This is a genomic window from Parapedobacter lycopersici, from assembly GCF_040395035.1.
GTDB lineage: Bacteria > Bacteroidota > Bacteroidia > Sphingobacteriales > Sphingobacteriaceae > Parapedobacter > Parapedobacter lycopersici_A.
Genome location: NZ_JBEBRB010000007.1, coordinates 52,887 through 72,316, shown reverse-complemented (window position 1 = coordinate 72,316; position 19,430 = coordinate 52,887). Strand labels below are relative to the sequence as shown.

At 46.1% G+C, this 19,430-nt stretch carries 20 protein-coding genes; all 20 read left to right on the top strand.

Annotation, left to right across the window (positions count from 1 at the left end; genetic code table 11):
* Positions 1-779, top strand: a 779-nt coding sequence (locus ABWO75_RS03645) for a MotA/TolQ/ExbB proton channel family protein (RefSeq protein ID WP_353182658.1), incomplete at its 5' end; no start/stop codon positions are given.
* An 82-nt stretch (positions 780-861) separates the two neighbouring features.
* The gene (locus ABWO75_RS03640) at positions 862-1,488 is read left to right on the top strand and encodes an ExbD/TolR family protein (protein WP_353182656.1); all 627 of its coding nucleotides are present in this window, start codon (positions 862-864) and stop codon (positions 1,486-1,488) included.
* A 34-nt stretch (positions 1,489-1,522) separates the two neighbouring features.
* Complete coding sequence (locus tag ABWO75_RS03635) at positions 1,523-2,071, top strand: ExbD/TolR family protein (RefSeq protein WP_353182654.1); 549 nt, start codon at positions 1,523-1,525, stop codon at positions 2,069-2,071.
* Between the two features lie 28 nt (positions 2,072-2,099).
* Complete coding sequence (locus ABWO75_RS03630) at positions 2,100-2,930, top strand: energy transducer TonB (RefSeq protein ID WP_353182652.1); 831 nt, start codon at positions 2,100-2,102, stop codon at positions 2,928-2,930.
* A gap of 285 nt (positions 2,931-3,215) precedes the next feature.
* Complete coding sequence (locus tag ABWO75_RS03625) at positions 3,216-4,124, top strand: PstS family phosphate ABC transporter substrate-binding protein (RefSeq protein WP_353182650.1); 909 nt, start codon at positions 3,216-3,218, stop codon at positions 4,122-4,124.
* A gap of 43 nt (positions 4,125-4,167) precedes the next feature.
* Positions 4,168-5,895, top strand: coding sequence for a tetratricopeptide repeat protein (locus tag ABWO75_RS03620; RefSeq protein ID WP_353182648.1), 1,728 nt, complete (start codon positions 4,168-4,170; stop codon positions 5,893-5,895).
* Between the two features lie 139 nt (positions 5,896-6,034).
* Complete coding sequence (locus ABWO75_RS03615; protein ID WP_353182646.1) at positions 6,035-6,412, top strand: NADH-quinone oxidoreductase subunit A; 378 nt, start codon at positions 6,035-6,037, stop codon at positions 6,410-6,412.
* A gap of 127 nt (positions 6,413-6,539) precedes the next feature.
* Entirely contained in the window at positions 6,540-7,091 is a 552-nt protein-coding gene (locus tag ABWO75_RS03610; protein ID WP_353182644.1) for an NADH-quinone oxidoreductase subunit B, read from the top strand.
* Positions 7,084-7,587, top strand: a complete 504-nt coding sequence (locus ABWO75_RS03605; RefSeq protein ID WP_353182642.1) for an NADH-quinone oxidoreductase subunit C — start codon at positions 7,084-7,086, stop codon at positions 7,585-7,587. Before ABWO75_RS03610 ends, ABWO75_RS03605 begins: the two co-directional genes overlap by 8 nt.
* A gap of 8 nt (positions 7,588-7,595) precedes the next feature.
* Positions 7,596-8,831 (top strand): NADH-quinone oxidoreductase subunit D, encoded by a 1,236-nt coding sequence (locus tag ABWO75_RS03600; RefSeq protein WP_353182640.1) that lies wholly within the window; start codon positions 7,596-7,598, stop codon positions 8,829-8,831.
* Complete coding sequence (locus tag ABWO75_RS03595) at positions 8,824-9,366, top strand: NADH-quinone oxidoreductase subunit NuoE family protein (protein ID WP_353182638.1); 543 nt, start codon at positions 8,824-8,826, stop codon at positions 9,364-9,366. Before ABWO75_RS03600 ends, ABWO75_RS03595 begins: the two co-directional genes overlap by 8 nt.
* Before the next feature lie 5 nt (positions 9,367-9,371).
* Complete coding sequence (gene nuoF / locus ABWO75_RS03590; RefSeq protein WP_353182636.1) at positions 9,372-10,724, top strand: NADH-quinone oxidoreductase subunit NuoF; 1,353 nt, start codon at positions 9,372-9,374, stop codon at positions 10,722-10,724.
* Between the two features lie 67 nt (positions 10,725-10,791).
* Complete coding sequence (locus ABWO75_RS03585) at positions 10,792-11,808, top strand: NADH-quinone oxidoreductase subunit G (RefSeq protein ID WP_353182634.1); 1,017 nt, start codon at positions 10,792-10,794, stop codon at positions 11,806-11,808.
* 92 nt (positions 11,809-11,900) lie between these two features.
* Positions 11,901-12,938: an NADH-quinone oxidoreductase subunit NuoH gene (gene nuoH, locus ABWO75_RS03580; protein WP_353182632.1), complete on the top strand. Its 1,038-nt coding sequence runs from the start codon at positions 11,901-11,903 to the stop codon at positions 12,936-12,938.
* Between the two features lie 66 nt (positions 12,939-13,004).
* Positions 13,005-13,526 carry a NuoI/complex I 23 kDa subunit family protein gene (locus ABWO75_RS03575; protein ID WP_353182630.1) on the top strand — a complete coding sequence of 174 codons (522 nt, stop codon included), beginning with the start codon at positions 13,005-13,007 and terminating at the stop codon, positions 13,524-13,526.
* A gap of 21 nt (positions 13,527-13,547) precedes the next feature.
* Positions 13,548-14,045: an NADH-quinone oxidoreductase subunit J family protein gene (locus ABWO75_RS03570; protein WP_353182628.1), complete on the top strand. Its 498-nt coding sequence runs from the start codon at positions 13,548-13,550 to the stop codon at positions 14,043-14,045.
* Positions 14,046-14,375 (top strand): NADH-quinone oxidoreductase subunit NuoK, encoded by a 330-nt coding sequence (gene nuoK / locus ABWO75_RS03565; protein WP_257659209.1) that lies wholly within the window; start codon positions 14,046-14,048, stop codon positions 14,373-14,375.
* Positions 14,376-14,472: 97 nt separating this feature from the next.
* Positions 14,473-16,392: an NADH-quinone oxidoreductase subunit L gene (gene nuoL / locus ABWO75_RS03560; RefSeq protein ID WP_353182625.1), complete on the top strand. Its 1,920-nt coding sequence runs from the start codon at positions 14,473-14,475 to the stop codon at positions 16,390-16,392.
* A 22-nt stretch (positions 16,393-16,414) separates the two neighbouring features.
* Positions 16,415-17,872: a complex I subunit 4 family protein gene (locus ABWO75_RS03555; RefSeq protein WP_353182623.1), complete on the top strand. Its 1,458-nt coding sequence runs from the start codon at positions 16,415-16,417 to the stop codon at positions 17,870-17,872.
* Positions 17,873-17,982: 110 nt separating this feature from the next.
* A complete protein-coding gene (locus ABWO75_RS03550) occupies positions 17,983-19,362 on the top strand; it encodes an NADH-quinone oxidoreductase subunit N (RefSeq protein WP_353182621.1) in 1,380 nt (459 codons plus the stop codon).
* The last annotated feature ends 68 nt before the right edge of the window (positions 19,363-19,430 follow it).

Genomic DNA, 19,430 nt, shown 5'->3' with positions numbered 1-19,430 from the left:
GTTCGAATGTTTTTGCAAGTCTATCGATTATTATATGTTTTATAATCGGGGCTTTGGTTTGGAAATATATCATGGGTGATCCAAACAACTTTATCGATAACAACCCCGAAAATCAACCTAAGCCAGGTAACTATTTTGGAATGGTTTACCATGCAGGTGTAGTTGTACCTGTATTATTGGGCTTGTTTCTGATGGTGTGGGTGTTCTCTATCGAGCGTTTCATCGTAATCAGCCGGGCTTCCGGAAATGGAAATGTAGGTAACTTTGTACGCAGGATTCAATCACTTATCGGTGGTGGAAATATTGACTCCGCAATCGCAGAATGCGACAAGCAAAAAGGTTCTGTTGCGAATGTAATTAAGTCAGGACTGCTCAAGTATAAAGACGTATCGGCTAATCCGGCAATTGATACAGAGCAGGCAACATTGGCCATCCAGAAGGAAATTGAAGAAGCTACTGCATTGGAAATGCCAATGTTGGAAAAGAACCTGACGATCATCGCTACTTTGGTATCGATTGGTACATTGACTGGACTGTTAGGTACAGTAACGGGGATGATCCGCGCATTTGCGGCGTTGGCAACAGGTGGTGCTCCTGACTCAGCAGCACTTGCAAACGGTATCTCTGAAGCGTTGGTGAATACGGCAACAGGTATTTCTACCTCTACAATTGCAATCGTATTTTACAACATCTTTACTTCGAAAATTGATACACTTACCTATTCTATTGATGAGGCCGGTTTCTCCATTGTACAGACGTACGCAGCCAGCCACAAATAGAAAATAAAAAACTTTAGCCGGGTATATGGAAAACCCGTTGAAGTTGCATCGTATCAGTATACAGTAAATTAAAATTACCAGGATGCCAAAGGTAAAAGTAAAAAGAGCCAGTACAACGATAGATATGACCGCCATGTGCGATGTGTCTTTCTTGTTGCTCACGTTTTTTATATTGACAGCCACAGCGCGTGCACCGGAACCTCTTCCGGTAGACACCCCGGCGTCGGTTACACAGGTAAAAGTTCCAGATACCGATTTGGGATTGATTACTGTTGGCGGCGACGGTAAAGTGTTCTTCGGCGTAAAAGACCGGAATGTGCGGGCGAGGATGCTCGAATTGATGTCGGAGAAATACGCAATGCCCTTTACGGAGCAGGAGCGGGGTCGTTTTTCCTTAATGGAAACGTTCGGCGTGCCTATGGGTAATCTCAAGCAGCTTATCGCTTTGGATGCTAATGCCCAGACACAGCCCGGGTTACAGCCAGGGATTCCGGTGGATTCGACAGAAGCATTGAGCAATGAGCTGTTTCACTGGATATATTCAGCACGGGTAGCTACCAAAGAATTGCATAACGTAGAAATGCGGGTGTCAATCAAGGGAGATGCCGATGAGAAGTATCCAGAGATAAAGAAAGTAATGGATGTTCTTCAGAGCCAAAAAGTGAATAAATTCAGCTTGATTACAAGCTTGAAGAACACCGTGGAATAAGCTGAGGAAATTAACAAATTAAGATTTTAACGCGATGGCAGAATTAAATCAGGATAGTGGCGGTGGCAAAAAAGGCGGCAAGATCAGAAGTAAAAAGGCCGGTGGCAGGGTAGACCTTACCGCCATGGTGGACTTAGCGTTTCTGTTGATTACCTTCTTCATGTTGACCACCTCTATCAATAAGCCGAATGCCATGGATGTGGCGTTACCGGATAAGAACGAGGAGAATCCGGAAGATCGGCTGGAAGTTGCCGATACCCGGACGATGACCCTGCTGCTGGGATCCAACAATAAGATTGAGTGGTACCTGGGAGAATACAGCAACCCGATAGAAGGACCGGAAGTAGTGGATTATGGAAAAGATGGGATCCGTTCGGTGCTCTTGCAAAAGTTGAAGGAGATACCCCAACGGGCAGGAGGCGACCTTATTGTGGTGATTCGCCCCAGTGATCGGTCTACGCACCGTAACCTGGTGGATATCCTTGACGAAATGAATATTGTACAAGCACCGATATACATGATCGGAACAATCAGTGAGGCGGAGATAGAGGTGTTGGAACGTGACGGCTTATACAATGAGTAATTAACTATCACCACATAATATTACACATATGTTTGGTTCTAAATTAGATATTTTTAAAAGAGAGTGGCTCGATGTGGTGTTTGAGGGGCGGAATAAAGATTACGGAGCGTATGATCTCCGGAAAATAGCCCCCAAAGCGACAAACATTGGGTTGGTCGTTGCCTCGATCGCTTTTGTGTTGCTGTTGATGGCGCCGGCGATTGCCAGATGGCTCGGTATCCAGAGCGACAGCGGGCCCGTTGAAAAGATAATAGAAACGGAAGTGGTACTTTCTGAACCACCGCCGGTAAATGAGGAGGAACCTCCTCCTCCCCCTCCTGTAGAACCTCCTCCCCCCCGGGTAGACCAGGTACGTATGCCTGAGCCGAAAGTGGTACCGGCGGAGCAGGTACAGGATGAGGAACCGCCCACGGTAGAACAGCTGAAATTAGCTGATCCGGGATCGAAAACAATAGAAGGCGATCCGAATGCAGAAATACGCATTGATCTGCCGGTTGGTGAGGGCGAAATTGATGCTGAGGTTACGGAGACTTCAACCGATCAGATTTTCCAATCGGTAGAGATTAATCCGGAGCCACCTGGCGGGATGGCTGCATTTATGCAGTGGGTAGGTAAAAATTACCAATATCCACAGGCAGCAATGGATGCTGGAGTGAATGGACAGGTGCAGGTTTCTTTTGTTGTGGAACGTGACGGTAGTCTGACGGACCTGAAGGTTGTAAAAGACCTGAAATTTGGCACCGGGGAAGCGGCTATAAAAATGCTGCAGAAGGCGCCGAAATGGAGTCCAGGTATTCAGAACGGCCGGCCGGTACGGGTAGCTTATACCCTGCCTATCCGACTTAGCATTCAACAATAGTAATATTGGCACGGTATCACCATAATGATGGTCCGCAATATAGACAGAAATCGCCCACGAAGCGGTTTCTGTCTGTTTTAGGACTTTTTATGTTCGGCTTTTATTTCGCATTGGGACTTGCCATCATTTTTTGGAAGGATTTTCCCCTGCAAATTGACCGGACATACCGGGTATTGTTTGGATTGCTGCTTATCGTATATTCGTTTTTCAGGTTTGTACGGCTTTGGCAGAACAGATAATAACAAATAACTTTTTTGTGAAAAAAAGGAGTTTTTTTTCATACTTATGAAAAAATCACTATTATTACTGCTCATTATAGGGTTTGGTGTGTTTTTGGATTCGTGCAATGGCGGACCCTCTAAGGATGATCAGACCATATTGACCGGACGGCTACGCGTTTTAGTGGATGAAAGCCTGTTGCCTATTATGGAGGAGCAGGTGGCAGTATTCGAGCATATTTACGATTATGCTGAGGTGGAGTTAGTCGATGGACCGGAAAATCAGCTTGTCGGAAAATTGTTCAATAAGGAGGCGGAAGTCATCGTGTTGACCAGGCAATTCACCGACGAGGAGAAAAAGTTCTTTGAAGCCAGGGAGTTCCGGCCACGTATAGCCCAATTTGCAACGGATGCCATTGCGCTGATTGCAAATCGGAATACCCCTGATTCTGTCATGAAAGTGGATGATGTTATTCAAATCTTGCGCGGTAACCGACCGGCCGGTTCGCAAACGCGACTGGTATTTGATAACCCGAACTCAAGTACGGTCCGGTTTTTGAAGGATCTGGCAGGTGTGGATTCATTGCCGGGTGAGGGAGTCTACGCCATGAAGTCTAATAGCGATGTGTTGAAGCATGTTTATGAAACACCGCAGTCAATAGGTGTTTTGGGAATAAACTGGATTGTACGTCCCGACAGTAGCTTGCAGCGTTATGTAGATGGGGTGAAGGTACTGGCAATCAAGGGCCGCACCGGGGAACCAGGTGATAACGGATATTACAAACCGACGCAATCAAATTTGGCAGAAGGTCTATATCCACTTTCAAGGCCGGTTTATTTGATAAATTGCGAGCCGCGCAGGGGATTGGGGATGGGTTTTTCCGCATTTCTTTCCGGCCTTTCCGGACAGCGGATTATCCTGAAGTCCGGCTTAATGCCGGATAGCCTGCCGCCAAGGGAGATTATTATTCGGTAAACAAATAACAGAGTAACTATTTAATGTAATTAATAAGATGAAGATGATGAAAAGCGCAATGATGTGGGGCGTATCGCTTGCTTTTATGGCCACGACCGTGCAGGCACAGAGCCTGGACGAAGCTAAGAAAGCAATAGACGCGGAGCAGTATGCCAAAGCCAGAGGCATGTTAGAAACACTGGTCCAAAGTAAACCCAACGCTGGAGAGAATTATTTTTATTTAGGGCTTGTATATATTCACAACGCTCACTTGGATTCAGCGTTGGCAGTGTTTAATAAAGGTTTGGAGGCAGATCCAAAGACTAGTTTGAATGCTGTTGGACAGGGAATCGTATCACTTTACAAGGGGGATGCTAATGCTGCGAATACCAAGTTTGTGGAGGTGTCGCAGAGCCTGAAACGCCGTGATTACCTTGAGTTGTATCATATTGGCCGTGCTTATGTTGATGCACCAACCCCTGATTATCAGAAGGCAGTTGAATACCTCGAACAGGCAAAGGCTAAGGACAAGGACAGCGATCCCATGATCCCATTGGCCATGGGCGATGCTTATTTTGGCCTCAAAAATAATAGTATGGCGTATAAGAGCTATCGTGATGCTACGATGCTTGACAATACGTTAACCCGTGCTAAGGTACAGATGGCTGTTATTGTCCGAGGCTCACATGCTTGGCAGGAAGCGATAGACGGTTTGCAGAAAATTGCTTCCGAAACGCCTGATTACGCACCTACTTACCGTGAACTGGCAGAAACCTATCATGCTTGGGCACAGACAGCAACAACGGTTGAGGATTACAATGCCCGTAACAAGCAAGCTGTGGAATTCTACAAACAATATATGGATAAAACCGACTACTCGGTTGATTCCCGTATACGTTATGCCGACTTCCTGGTATTCGCAGGTGATTACACTGAATTGCAGGTGCAGGCCCGGGAACTGGCTGAACTGGAGGACGTGAATCCGAAAGTGCTCCGTTACCTGGGTTATTCGGCCTATGAGAATGGCGAGTTCCAGGAAAGTAAGAGTGCACTGGATAGGTTGTTTAGCCGGATGGAGGCTGACCGGATTATTCCGCGGGATTACCTGCATTTAGGTATGGCCGATTTAAAATTGGCTGCAACGGATCAGGCTCTTTTTGATGAGGGAATCAGTCACTTGAAGAAAGCGGTTGCTGCAGATTCATCGATCGCGGATGACCTGCATGATGTGGGTATGGAATTGTTTAGCAATAAGCAATACGCAAACGCAGCGAAAGTATTTGAGATTGCTGCGTCAACACCGACTTCAAGAAACTATATTTATGACAACTTCTACCTTGGGTTTGCCGGTTACTATGCCGTAGCAACGACCCCATTGGACCAACGCGGGGAGGCACATCAACAATTATTGCAAGAAGCGGATTCTGCATTAGGCGTGGTGATTGAAAAGGCGCCTACTACACAGGACGCTTACCTGTTCCGGGCCCGGGTAAATAACCTGTTGGATGATAACGAAAACCCGCAGGGCCTTGCCGTTCCCTACTTTGAAAAGTATATTGAGGTAGTGAAGGAAAAGGGCGATGCTGAAGTGCAGAAAGCCAAAAATAATTTCATTGAAATTTACAATAACCTGGCTGCAATCAACGCGAAAAACGGGGAATACCAAAAGGCGCGGGATTACTTAACGGAAACCCTGAAGCTTGATCCTGAAAATGCGTACGCCAAACAAACGATGGCTTATTTAGAGCAGGCCTCTACTACTACGTCGGCTCAGGATACCTCAGCCCAGTAGTTGAATACTAATTGATAAGAAAAGCGCCGGGGTTATCCTCCGGCGCTTTTTTGCATTTCAGCGAGATCAATTTTACGTGGCGCGGTTTCCGGACGTCGGAATTTTGTATTATGTTTGCGGTGAATTTAATCAGACCATTATGGCAACGGAAGCATTAAGTACTCCAAATGATTATTTGCCCATATTGATTCAGCTGATCGTTGCAGCTGGCTTCGGTATCGGTACCATTTTAATTACTCACCTTATTGGCCCTAAGGTACGTACAGAGAATAAGCTTGGTGCCTTTGAATCGGGTATAGAAGTTGTTGGGAATGCGCGCCAGCCGTTTTCAATCAAGTATTTTATGGTCGCCATCCTGTTCGTTATTTTTGATATCGAGGTCATTTTTATGTATCCTTGGGCGGTTAATTTCCGGGAGTTCGGGCTTTCGGGGTTGATTGAGATGTTTGTCTTTATGGCGCTGCTGCTTTTGGGCTTTATTTATGTGATTAAGCGGAAGGCACTGGAGTGGGACTGATTGTTCGTTAGATCGTTTCTAAATAAGATAATGCGCCGTGTAAGCGGGCAATATATTTTGTAAATTTGTACTCACCCGTATTATTAATGGGTGGGTTTTTTTATTGAATGTAAAGTGCGGAGTTAGCATGAGTGACATTAAATTAGCAGAGGCCCCTCCGGGGGTGCAGGGATCCGGTTTTTTTGCAACAACCTTGGATAAGGCGATTGGTTTAGCCCGGGCGAACTCGCTGTGGCCTTTGCCTTTTGCAACTTCCTGCTGTGGCATTGAATTTATGGCTACCATGGGAGCTACTTATGACCTCGCCCGCTTTGGTGCCGAGCGGCCGAGTTTTTCGCCCCGCCAGGCCGATATGCTGTTAGTGATGGGAACGATTGCGAAGAAAATGGCTCCGGTATTGCGTCAGGTGTATATACAGATGGCCGAGCCCCGCTGGGTGATTGCTGTAGGTGCGTGTGCTTCGAGTGGGGGTATATTTGATACGTATTCAGTTCTACAGGGTATCGATGAAGTGATTCCAGTGGACGTATATGTGCCTGGATGTCCGCCGAGGCCGGAGGCCATTCTCGATGGTGTGATTCGGCTGCAGGAGATCGTAAAGAATGAACCGTTAAATAGACGGAATTCGCCGGAGTACAAGGCTTTACTTGAAAAATACGGAATACAAACCAATGGCTAAGCTCGACAACCAAACTGTACTTCAATATCTTCAAGCCGAGTTTGCTGATCATATTCAGCAAGTGAGTGAACCCTACGGACTGCTAACCATTGAAACGGATACGACACATATTTTGGAGGTCCTTGAGTTTTTGAAAACGGACAGTAATCTGTTGTTTGGTTACCTTACTGATATTACGGCGGTGCATTACCCTGAACTGGAAAAGGAGTTTGCCGTGGTGTATCACGTGCACAGCCTGGTCAATAACATTCGTATCCGGATTAAGGTTTTTCTTGATGGAAACTACCCGGCTATCCCCACCGCCACGGTGCTTTGGAATGGGGCCAACTGGATGGAAAGAGAAACCTATGATTTTTATGGGATACAGTTCATTGGTCACCCAGACCTTAGGCGGATATTGAATGTTGATGACATGGAGGTGTTTCCGATGCGTAAGGAATATCCATTGGAGGACCCTAATAAGGTAGATAAGAAAGATTATTTCTTTGGAAGATAAGGTGTATTATGAGCGATTCGATTTCGAAGATAACCCCAAATAAGTTGGTTTATACCGACAACGATCCGCAGGACGAACTGTTTACGCTCAACCTCGGACCTACGCACCCGGCGACGCACGGGGTATTCCAGAATGTGCTGCAGGTAGACGGTGAACGCATTGTGAGCGGCGTGTCTACCATCGGTTACATTCACCGCGCTTTTGAGAAAATTGCTGAACACCGTCCTTATTATCAAATAACACCGCTGACAGACCGACTGAACTATTGTTCGTCGCCAATTAATAATATGGGGTGGCACATGACCGTTGAGAAGCTGCTCGATATTGAATTGCCCAAAAGAGTGCAATACATGCGTGTTATTGTCATGGAGTTATCGCGTATCGCTGACCACATTATTTGCAACGGCATTTTGGGGGTAGACACGGGTGCGTTTTCCGGATTCCTCTATGTAATGCAGGAAAGGGAATTTATTTATGAGATTTTTGAGGAAATCTGCGGTGCGCGACTGACCACTAATATCGGTCGAATCGGAGGGTTCGAACGCGACTTTAATGAAACTGCATTCGCCAAGATCAGGGAATTCCTGAAACGATTCCCTCCCGTGCTTAAGGAATTTGAAGAGTTGTTTAACCGCAACCGCATATTCATCGAACGTACCGCAGACGTGGCTGCCGTAGATCCTGAAACGGCTCTGAGCTACAGCTGGAGTGGTCCAATATTGCGTGCGACCGGGGTAGATTACGATGTACGGGTGAACGAGCCATACTCTTCCTATGATGAATTTGACTTTGATATCCCAGTGGGAACCAAAGGAGACGTATATGATCGGTTTTTGGTGCGTAATAATGAAATGTGGGAAAGCCTGAAGATCATTGAGCAGGCCATGGATAAAATTGAAAAAGAGCCTAAGGGTATTTTTCATGCCGACGTGCCTGCGTTTTATCTGCCGCCTAAAGAACAGGTATATAATAACATGGAAGCATTGATCTATCATTTCAAAATTGTAATGGGTGAGATTGATACGCCAAAAACTGAGGTTTATCATTGTGTAGAGGGAGGCAACGGCGAGCTTGGTTTTTACCTGATCAGCGATGGAGGCCGATCGCCATACCGGCTGCATTTTCGTCGGCCATCTTTTATCAATTACCAGATGTATGCGCCAATGAGCAGTGGCATGCTGCTTTCAGATGCCATCATTAATATGAGTAGTTTAAATGTTATAGCAGGAGAACTGGATGCTTAGTGTGAAACATAATGAATCCGTGACTTTTACGGAAGATATGCTTGGCAAATTTGCCGAGATCGTCAGGCGTTATCCGGAAGGACGGCAAAAATCGGCCTTGCTACCCCTGTTACATGAAGTACAGGCTAAATTTGGCTGGCTCAGTGTACCAGCTATGGATAAGGTGGCCGAATACCTCCACCTGGATCCCATCGAAGTGTATGAGGTGGCTACATTCTATACCATGTTTTTCTTACAGCCAAGAGGTAGATTCAATTTAGAGGTATGCCGTACAGGGCCGTGTTGTCTAGTAGGTGCCGAGCGAATCATGACGCATCTCGAAGAAAAACTGGGTGTAAAAGAAGGGGAAGTGACAGCGGATGGATTATTTAGCTGGCGCGGTGTGGAATGTCTGGCTGCATGCGGATACGGTCCGGTATTGCAGATAGGGCCGGAGTATACATTCTACGAAAACCTCACAGCGGAAGGTGTGGATGAATTGATCAACGAACTTAGAAAAAAAGCAGAAGGCGCAAAGCTGGACGCGGATAGCTAATTATTATGGCTCGTAAGTTATTACTGACGCATATCGATGTCCCGGGCATCAACACCTTCGAGGTGTACCGCCAAAAGGGAGGGTATCGTGCGGTTGAAAAAGCACTGAAAACGCTTACACCCGACGATGTGCTGGAGGAAGTGAAAAAATCGGGTTTGCGCGGACGGGGCGGAGCAGGTTTCCCAACGGGAATGAAATGGAGTTTTTTAGCCAAGCCGGAGGGGGTGCCCCGCTACTTGGTGTGCAATGGTGATGAATCTGAACCTGGCACATTTAAGGACCGCTACCTGATGACGCATATTCCGCATGCGCTGATTGAGGGGATGATCGTTTCCAGTTATGCGCTGGGAGCAAATACCTCTTACATTTATGTGCGTGGAGAGATGATGCCTCAAATCCGCATTCTCGAAAAGGCGATTGCGGAGGCAAAGCAGGCGGGCTTTCTGGGTAAAAACATTCTGGGCTCGGGCTTCGATCTGGAACTTTTTGTACAACCTGGCGGCGGCGCTTATATCTGTGGTGAAGAAACTGCGTTGTTGGAATCGCTTGAGGGCAAACGGGGTAACCCGCGGATAAAACCACCCTTCCCGGCGGTATCAGGCCTTTATAATTGCCCAACTGTTGTAAACAATGTGGAATCAATTGCCGCTACCGTGCCCATTATTAATGATGGCGGTGAAGAATATGCCAAAATCGGAGTGGAGCGTAGTACCGGCACCAAACTCATTTCTGCGGGTGGAAACGTTAAAAACTCAGGGGTATATGAAATTGAGCTGGGGCTTTCGGTTGAGGAGTTTTTATATTCTGATGAATACTGCGGCGGTATCGCCAATGGCAAACGCCTTAAAGCCGTGGTAGCCGGTGGTTCTTCGGTTCCCATTTTGCCGGCTAACCTGATCTTGAAGACATTGAAAGGTGAATCGCGGCTGATGACATATGAGTCACTTGCTGATGGTGGTTTTCAAAGCGGCACTATGCTTGGTTCGGGCGGCTTTATCGCTTTTGACGAAGATCAGTGTATTGTGCGTAACACTTGGAACTTTACGCGGTTTTATCATCACGAAAGCTGCGGACAATGTTCGCCATGCCGAGAAGGGACAGGCTGGATGGAAAAGGTGCTGCATAAAATTGAACATGGCCACGGATCTTTCAGTGATATCGATTTACTGGTTAATGTGGCTAAAAATATCGAAGGTAATACAATATGCCCGCTTGGGGACGCCGCAGCATGGCCTGTAGCCAGTGCTATCCGGCATTTCAGGGATGAATTTGAATGGCATATAACGAATGGTGCGGAAGCCCGGCAGCGCAATTATGGTTTGGCCAATTATGCCGACCCGCTTGAACCTGTGGTATAAGGATTAAATAGGACGAGAGAATATTAGCCGAACCGGTTGGCTAGGCAAATCGTTAAAAGCTAAGAACATGGCTGAGGATATAAAGTTTAAGGTAAGCATAGATGGTATTCCGGTAGAAGTACCTCCAGGTACAACAATTCTGAATGCTGCCCGCCAGATCGGCGGCGATATTGTGCCTCCTGCTATGTGTTACTATTCCAAATTGGAAGGCAGTGGAGGGAAATGTCGTACATGCTTGGTAAAAGTGAATAAAGGATCAGAAAAGGATCCCCGTCCCATGCCCAAACTGGTAGCTTCGTGCAGAACCACGGTAATGGATGGCATGGAAGTGCAGAATATCACCTCGCCGGAGGTAATTGAAGCCCGTCGCGGGGTCGTGGAAATGTTGTTAATCAACCACCCGCTTGACTGTCCCATTTGTGATCAAGCCGGAGAATGCCATTTACAGGATCTGGGGTATGAACATGGACTGGAGGGAACCCGCTATGAATTTGAACGGCGTACTTTTGACAAAATAGACATTGGAGATAAAGTGCAACTGCACATGACAAGATGCATTCTGTGTTATCGTTGTGTGTTTGTGGCCGATCAGCTTACCCCACAACGGGTACATGGTATTCTGGGGCGGGGTGATGCTGCTGAGATCTCGACTTATATTAAGAATGCCATTGATAATGATTTCTCGGGAAACGTTATCGATGTCTGCCCTGTAGGTGCACTAACAGACAAGACTTTCCGTTTCAAGAACCGCGTTTGGTTTACAAAACCGGTTGATGCACATCGCGATTGCCCCACTTGTAGCGGAAAAGTAACACTGTGGTATAAGGGGGAAGAGGTGTTGCGTGTAACTGCGCGGAAGGACGAATATGGAGAGGTGGAAGAATTTATATGCAATACCTGCCGTTTTGAGCAGAAGGCTACGTCCGACTGGGTGATTGAGGGACCGCGTAAGATAAAGCATACTTCCGTCATTTCGGCCAATCATTACGAACAGCTGCGTCCACCGGCTGTGGTCAAAAAGAATCTGGCGTTACAGGAGGCAAATAAAGAACAGTTTGAACGGGCAGACCGACTGCTGCCGTAGGAGGTGACTTCGGGAGGCGGACCAATGAAGAAAAAGAGCTGACTTGAAGATGCCGATTGATGGCGTGCATTTCATGTCAATATGAATAGTTTATGGAATTAACTTTTGTGATTGAAAAATTTGTGTTGGTGACCATTGTATTTGTCATCTCCCTTGTCGTTGCCATGTACTCTACGTTGGCTGAGCGTAAAGTGGCGGGCTTTATGCAAGATCGCTTCGGTCCGGACCGCGCAGGGCCTTTTGGCATCCTGCAACCCCTATGTGACGGAGGCAAGTTTTTCTTCAAGGAGGAGATTATTCCGGCAGGGGCCCATAAGCCGCTGTTCATTCTGGGACCTACAATTGCTATTATTACGGCGTGTATCGGAAGTGCTGTGATTCCCTGGGGTCAGTCATTAACGATTGGTGACCGGGTTATTGAGTTGCAGGTGGCTGACATTAATGTGGGTGTTTTATACATATTTGGTGTTGTTGCATTAGGCGTGTATGGTATTATGCTGGGCGGATGGGCTTCCAACAATAAATTTTCACTTATGGGAGCCGTACGTGCGGCCTCGCAAAGTATTAGTTACGAGCTGGCAATGGGCCTGTCATTAATTGCCCTGCTTATGGTAACGCAATCACTTTCATTAAGAGAAATTGTAGCACAGCAGTCGGGTTTTGTCAATTGGAATATATGGGTGCAGCCCCTTGGATTCCTGATTTTCCTGGTCTGTGCCTTTGCAGAATGTAACCGCGTACCCTTTGATTTACCCGAATGTGAAACCGAATTGATCGGTGGATACAACGTAGAGTATTCATCCATGAAACTGGGGTTGTATATGTTTTCCGAATACATCAATATGTTTGTGTCGTCGGCATTGATGTCGGCGCTCTATTTCGGCGGCTATAACTTTCCTTTTATGTATGATCTGGGACTTTCCCAGAATTGGATTACAATTATTGGCGTTATTGTATTCTTTGTCAAGATATTTGCATTCATCTTTTTCTTCATGTGGATACGGTGGACGCTTCCGCGTTTCCGCTATGATCAGTTGATGAATCTTGGCTGGAAAATGCTTATCCCATTGGCCATTGCCAATATTGTACTGACAGGTGTCATTACTATTATAAAAGATACTTTTTTTTAAGAAATTTGGCGGCGTGAATTCTGCTTACTGAAAAGATAGCGGAACGCAGCAATAAAGAGAGATAAAATGCAATCGCTAAGCAATAGGAAGAAAGTACTGGAACAGAAGCCCATGAACTTCTGGGAGCGAATTTACCTCCCGGCCATTTTTCAGGGGCTCTCCATTACCATCAAGCACTTTTTTAAGCGGATACCTACGGTACGCTATCCGGAAGTGAAGCGTCCATATTCCAAGAATTTCAGGGGGCAGCATTCATTAAAACGCGACGAACAGGGACGTGAACGCTGTACGGCATGTGGCTTATGTGCACTTTCCTGCCCGGCGGAAGCCATCAGCATGATCTCTGCTGAGCGTCAGAAAGGCGAAGAACACCTTTATCGGGAAGAGAAGTACGCCGCAGTCTATGAAATCAACATGCTGCGCTGTATATTCTGTGGGCTCTGTGAAGAGGCATGTCCCAAGGAAGCGATTTACCTGGATGGTGAACACGTAACCGCAGACTACCTGCGTAAGGATTTTATTTACGGTAAAGATAAACTGGTAGAACCCCGGTTTGATTTTATAAAAGAAGGGGAAACGACAACCTAACTGTTTAGCCTAATAAATACCATGAGCGTTTTTTATTTTGTAGCTTTTTTATCCGTATTTTTTGCCTTAATGACCATTTTTACTAAAAATCCGGTACATAGCGTGCTGTATTTGGTCATTACCTTCTTTACATTTACAGTGCACTACATTCTATTGAATGCGCAGTTCCTTGCCGTAGTTAATTTCATCGTGTATATGGGCGCCATCATGGTGCTCTTCTTATTCGTGCTGATGCTGCTCAACTTAAATAAGGATACAGAACCGCTGAAGTCCAACTTGGTGAAATTAATGGGTGTAATTGCCGGTGCATGCCTATTGCTTACGGTAGGCGGGTCACTCCGCGTATTGGAAATTTCCCAACCCATCGTCATGAAAAACCCGGATATTGGGCTCGTCGGAAATTTGGGCAAAGTGTTGTTCAGCGACTTTCTTTTGCCGTTTGAGATTTCATCGATTTTACTATTGACTGCCATGGTGGGCGCGGTGTTGCTGGCCAAAAACGAACCTAAAAAAGCATAAATGGAGACGATTGTAGAAAATATCCAGGGAGTTCCGCTTAACCATTACATTTTATTCTGCAGCATTATCTTCACCATCGGTGTTATCGGTGTGCTGATCCGCAGAAATGTCATCATTATTATGATGTCCATTGAGTTGATGCTGAATTCGGTAAACTTGCTGCTTACCGCTTTTTCTGCACATAGCGGAGATCCTGCAGGGCAGGTTTTTGTGTTTTTTATCATGGCGCTTGCGGCAGCCGAAGTAGCGGTGGGGCTGGCAATTATCGTGATGGTATACCGCAATACGCGGTCAGTGGATATTAATGCCTTGAACCGCTTGCGGGGATGATAAGGCATTTGCCGCGCTTTGGCAAGGTATATCGCCTGGGGGCGAATTGTCGGATACAGGATACTTACGGAGATAAACGGAAAATATATTCATAAACATGATAGATTTAATTTGGTTAATTCCCTTGTTACCACTGGTTGGTTTTCTGATCAATGGATTGGCAAGGAACGTATTGCCAAAATCATTGGTTGGTGCAATCGGGAGCGGAGTGGTACTAGCTGCGTTTTTACTAAGCTGCGGAGTGTTTTCGTCCGTATACGCTGCACGTCAGGCAGGAGAAACGGCGACCTTTATTCAGCCTATATTTCAATGGATTGGAGCGGGAGACCTTCGTGTTTCCATGTCCTTTCTGGTGGATCCATTGAGCGCAATCATGTTGCTCATTGTGACGGGGATAGGCTTCCTGATCCATGTATATTCGATTGGCTATATGAAACACGATGCGGGGTTTGCAAAATTCTTTGCTTTCCTCAATTTGTTTATCTTCTTTATGCTACTTCTCGTACTGGGTTCCAATTACGTGGTTATGTTTATCGGGTGGGAAGGCGTCGGGCTTTGTTCATACCTGCTTATTGGCTTTTGGTTTACCAACACCGCTTATGCAGGCGCAGCTAAGAAGGCCTTCGTTATGAACCGAATCGGCGATTTGGGTTTCCTCATCGCAGTATTTCTCATTTTCGCTACTTTCGGAACGCTGGAATTTTCACAAATATTCCCCCAGGCCGCTGGTATGATGACTGGTGACGCTACCTTACTGCTCATTACCTTGCTGCTGTTTATTGCTGCAACTGGTAAATCGGCTCAAATTCCTTTGTTCACCTGGTTGCCTGATGCGATGGCCGGACCCACACCGGTGTCCGCGCTGATACACGCTGCGACTATGGTAACTGCAGGTATTTATATGATCGCCAGATCCAATATCTTATTTACGCTTTCTCCGATAACCCTGCAAATTGTTGCGGCCATAGGCCTGTGTACAGCGTTACTGGCGGCGGCGATCGCAATAACTCAGAATGACATCAAGAAAGTACTGGCTTACTCTACCGTTTCTCAATTGGGCTACATGTTCCTGGGGTTGGGTGTGGGAGCGTTTACCGGTGCATTTTTCCACGTCATCACGCACGCCTTTTTTAAAGGACTATTGTTTCTCGGCGCTGGATCAGTGATTCATGCGATGAGCAATGAACAGGATATGCGGAATATGGGTGGACTCCGGAAACAGTTGCCTATAACATACCTTACGATGTTGATGGGGACAATTGCCATAGCCGGTATCCCGCCGCTCTCGGGATTTTTCTCCAAGGATGAGATTCTGGCGCATGCATTTGCCACAAATAAATTATTGTGGATATTGGGCTTTATAGGTGCTTTATTTACTGCATTTTATATGTTTAGAATGCTATTTCTGACTTTTTTTGGAAAATTCAGGGGTTCAGCTGAACAGGCAAATCACGTGCATGAGTCACCAGTAACCATGACAATACCGTTGATCGTCCTGGCCGTGCTTTCAGTGATCGGTGGACTGCTGAATGTTCCTGCTGCACTAGGTGGTGGTCACGCCCTAGCTGAATTCTTATCTCCAGTATTTGCAGACTCTGCGGCACGGTCGGAAGCGTTCCATTTGGCTCATAGTACTGAATATTTGCTCATGGGTATTTCGGCAATCGGCGCTATTGTGATGGCCGTTGTGGCGTATCGGAAATACGTTAGTAATGCTGCAGTGCCGACAGCTGATGAAGCACCCCGTGGGGTACTTTCCCGGCTCTCTTATCATAAGTTTTATGTCGATGAACTGTACGACAGGCTTATCGTTCGTCCGTTGAATGGCTTATCCGTTTTCTTTTACCGTTTTACGGACAAGGGGGGCATTGATGGACTGGTAAACGGGCTCGATAAGACAATTGGCGAAACGGGTAAAGGCCTACGGCTACTGCAAAGCGGCAATGTCGGGTTTTATATCTTTATGATGGTCATTGCTGCAGTGGCGCTATTGGCCTATGGTTTTTTTAACCTTTAATTACGGGGAAATTATTGCGTACATGGACAATCTATTCATACTTTTATTACTTCCGGTACTAGGCGCCTTGGCCTTGGTCTTTGTGCAGCACGAAAAGGCAGCCAAGCAACTTGCCTTGATTGTTTCACTGGTGTCCCTGGGGCTCACTGTATCTCTTTTGACTCGTTTTGTACCAGATGCCAGCATGCAGTTTGTACAACGCTTTGATTGGATCCCTTCTTTAGGCATTCATTTTCATCTTGGTGTTGATGGGATTAGCCTGCCGTTGGTGCTACTCACTAATGTATTGGTACCACTAATTATTTTATCAGCATTTAGCCACTCATATAAGAGTAATTTTTATGCCCTAGTACTTTTTATGCAAGCTGGGTTGCTGCTGGTATTCACTGCACTCGATGCTTTTGTGTTTTATGTAGGCTGGGAAATCGCATTGATTCCGATTTATTTCATTTGTGCACTATGGGGTGGGGAAGATCGGATACGGATAAACCTGAAATTTTTCATTTATACATTTTTCGGAAGCCTGCTCATGCTTACGGCAATTATTTACCTGCATCTTCAGACGCCCGCAAATGATTATGAGTTAACGTCATTTTATCAGCTGGGATTAGAATCCGGAGTACAGCGTTGGGTCTTCTGGGCTTTTTTTATTGCATTTGCGATAAAGATGCCGATTTTTCCTTTTCACACTTGGCAACCGGATACCTATACAAATGCGCCCACTGCAGGAACAATGTTACTGTCAGGTATTATGTTAAAAATGGGAGTGTATGGACTGATACGTTGGTTAATCCCCATTGCTCCACTTGGCTTTGCTGCATACGGCCAGTTAGCACTCGTACTGTGTATTATTGGCGTGGTGTATGCATCCATCATCGCATTCAAGCAGCGTGACGCTAAACGCCTGATTGCTTACTCATCTATTGCGCACGTTGGTTTAATTGGGGCAGGTGTTTTTGCTTGGAATATACAGGGTGTTCAGGGAGCGATTATTCAAATGGTCAATCATGGCATCAGTGTGGTCGGATTGTTTTTTGTACTGGATATTGTTGAAAGGCGTGTTGGAAGTCGCGATATTACGCTAATGGGCGGTATAGCCAAACCGGCTCCTGCCTTGGCAATTGCCTTTTTGGTCATTGTAATGGGCGCTGTAGGTCTTCCGTTAACCAATGGCTTCATAGGAGAGTTCCTGTTATTAATGGGAATTTATGAATATGGATTATGGTACGCTGTGTTCGGTGGGCTGACTTTGATTTTTGGGGCTGTATACCTATTGCGGTTGTATCAGAAAGTAATGTTAGGTGAGGTAAACGAGCAGACAGCCGGATTTGTCGATATTACACGTACGGAGTGGCTTGTTTTGGCTGCAGTGGTCGTTCTCGTTGTTGGCATTGGTGTTTATCCAAAACCTTTGCTTAACCTCTCTGAGGCTGCTGTTACCAACCTGATTAACGGAATAGGCCAAACCGCTAACCGATAATTGGGTAGCGGGACGAGTATTGCAAAGAGAGAAATAAATTAAGTAGGGTTATATTGAAATAAGAAAACCCCTATAGGTTTTCATTACGGGGGAATAAGACAATAACAAATATGAGTGCGATTATTACGCTTTCGTTATTAGCCATCTTACTATTATACCTGGGGCTGTTTAAGGCTAAAACAGCGCTGCTCCCGGTATCATTGCTTGGGCTTGTTGCAGCGGCAGGGCTTAATATCGCCGGTTGGGACCAGGCAGCGAAACCGCTATATAGCGGAATGGTTTTATTCGATCCCTTTGCCATTGCTTTTTCAGTACTCTGTATTGTAATCACCGCATTGGTCTTTCTACTTTCAAAGGATTACTTTGACCAGCGTAGTCCGCATGTGGCCGAGTATTATGCACTTCTCCTGTTTTCACTAACTGGAGCATCGCTGGTTACCTCATTCCACAACTTGGCCATGTTGTTCATCGGTATTGAGATCATGTCCGTGGCATTGTATATCCTGGCCGGTATCCGCAAGAGAGACTTTGCGTCCAATGAGGCTGCCTTGAAATACTTCCTTATGGGAGCGTTTTCCACAGGGTTCCTGCTGTTTGGCATTGCGTTGCTCTACGGGGCGAGCGGGTCATTTGACCTGGCACAGATTAAACAGTATGTGGTGAGCAACCCGCAAGCGATATCGCCACTTTTCTACGCTGGTATTTTACTGGTGTTGATCGGACTCATTTTTAAAGTGGGGGCGGCGCCATTCCATTTTTGGACACCCGATGTATACGATGGGGCTCCGATATTGATCACAACGTTTATGAGCACCGTAGTGAAAACAGCGGCATTTGCCGGGTTTCTACGACTCTTTTATTTCTGTTTTGCGCCTTTGCAGGATTTTTGGATGCCGGCACTACTGGTTATCACGGTAATTACACTATTTGTCGGAAATATTACCGCATTGGTGCAACAAAGTTTCAAACGGATGCTGGCATATTCCAGTATTTCACATGCTGGTTATCTGCTCTTTGCCATCGTTGGAATGGGGACGGCCTCTGCTGAATCGGTGCTGATTTATGCAACAGCATACTCATTCGCTACTGTCGTTGCTTTTGGCACGTTGATTTTGGTAAAGCGTGCGACCGGAAGCGATCATTTCGAAGCCTTCAATGGTCTGGCCAGAAAAAATCCGTATTTGGCCCTTGCACTTACCATTGCCATGCTTTCGCTGGCAGGCATCCCCCTCACTGCCGGGTTTGTAGGTAAATTCATGATGTTCTCCAGCGTATTGGCGGACTATCAGGTATTATTGGTCATCCTGGCAGTAATTAATGCTGCAATGGGTATCTTTTACTATTTCCGCGTTATTGTGGCCATGTATTTCCGACCACTTGACCGTGATCGGATTGCTGTGTCGGGTTATTATAGCGCAGTGCTATGGATCGCTGTGCTGATCACGCTCATACTGGGCGTGTATCCTGCTTGGCTGACGGGACTAATCTAATCAATTTTAAACCGAAAGGAAACGATCCATCCGGACTTCGTCCCGTCTGACTTGTAATTTTCCGCCTG

Coding starts and splice junctions, on each gene's coding strand:
- ABWO75_RS03640 (WP_353182656.1), top strand. CDS start 862: ATGCCAAAGGTAAAAGTAAAAAGAGCCAGTACAACGATAGATATGACC.
- ABWO75_RS03635 (WP_353182654.1), top strand. CDS start 1,523: ATGGCAGAATTAAATCAGGATAGTGGCGGTGGCAAAAAAGGCGGCAAG.
- ABWO75_RS03630 (WP_353182652.1), top strand. CDS start 2,100: ATGTTTGGTTCTAAATTAGATATTTTTAAAAGAGAGTGGCTCGATGTG.
- ABWO75_RS03625 (WP_353182650.1), top strand. CDS start 3,216: ATGAAAAAATCACTATTATTACTGCTCATTATAGGGTTTGGTGTGTTT.
- ABWO75_RS03620 (WP_353182648.1), top strand. CDS start 4,168: ATGATGAAAAGCGCAATGATGTGGGGCGTATCGCTTGCTTTTATGGCC.
- ABWO75_RS03615 (WP_353182646.1), top strand. CDS start 6,035: ATGGCAACGGAAGCATTAAGTACTCCAAATGATTATTTGCCCATATTG.
- ABWO75_RS03610 (WP_353182644.1), top strand. CDS start 6,540: ATGAGTGACATTAAATTAGCAGAGGCCCCTCCGGGGGTGCAGGGATCC.
- ABWO75_RS03605 (WP_353182642.1), top strand. CDS start 7,084: ATGGCTAAGCTCGACAACCAAACTGTACTTCAATATCTTCAAGCCGAG.
- ABWO75_RS03600 (WP_353182640.1), top strand. CDS start 7,596: ATGAGCGATTCGATTTCGAAGATAACCCCAAATAAGTTGGTTTATACC.
- ABWO75_RS03595 (WP_353182638.1), top strand. CDS start 8,824: ATGCTTAGTGTGAAACATAATGAATCCGTGACTTTTACGGAAGATATG.
- nuoF (WP_353182636.1), top strand. CDS start 9,372: ATGGCTCGTAAGTTATTACTGACGCATATCGATGTCCCGGGCATCAAC.
- ABWO75_RS03585 (WP_353182634.1), top strand. CDS start 10,792: ATGGCTGAGGATATAAAGTTTAAGGTAAGCATAGATGGTATTCCGGTA.
- nuoH (WP_353182632.1), top strand. CDS start 11,901: ATGGAATTAACTTTTGTGATTGAAAAATTTGTGTTGGTGACCATTGTA.
- ABWO75_RS03575 (WP_353182630.1), top strand. CDS start 13,005: ATGCAATCGCTAAGCAATAGGAAGAAAGTACTGGAACAGAAGCCCATG.
- ABWO75_RS03570 (WP_353182628.1), top strand. CDS start 13,548: ATGAGCGTTTTTTATTTTGTAGCTTTTTTATCCGTATTTTTTGCCTTA.
- nuoK (WP_257659209.1), top strand. CDS start 14,046: ATGGAGACGATTGTAGAAAATATCCAGGGAGTTCCGCTTAACCATTAC.
- nuoL (WP_353182625.1), top strand. CDS start 14,473: ATGATAGATTTAATTTGGTTAATTCCCTTGTTACCACTGGTTGGTTTT.
- ABWO75_RS03555 (WP_353182623.1), top strand. CDS start 16,415: ATGGACAATCTATTCATACTTTTATTACTTCCGGTACTAGGCGCCTTG.
- ABWO75_RS03550 (WP_353182621.1), top strand. CDS start 17,983: ATGAGTGCGATTATTACGCTTTCGTTATTAGCCATCTTACTATTATAC.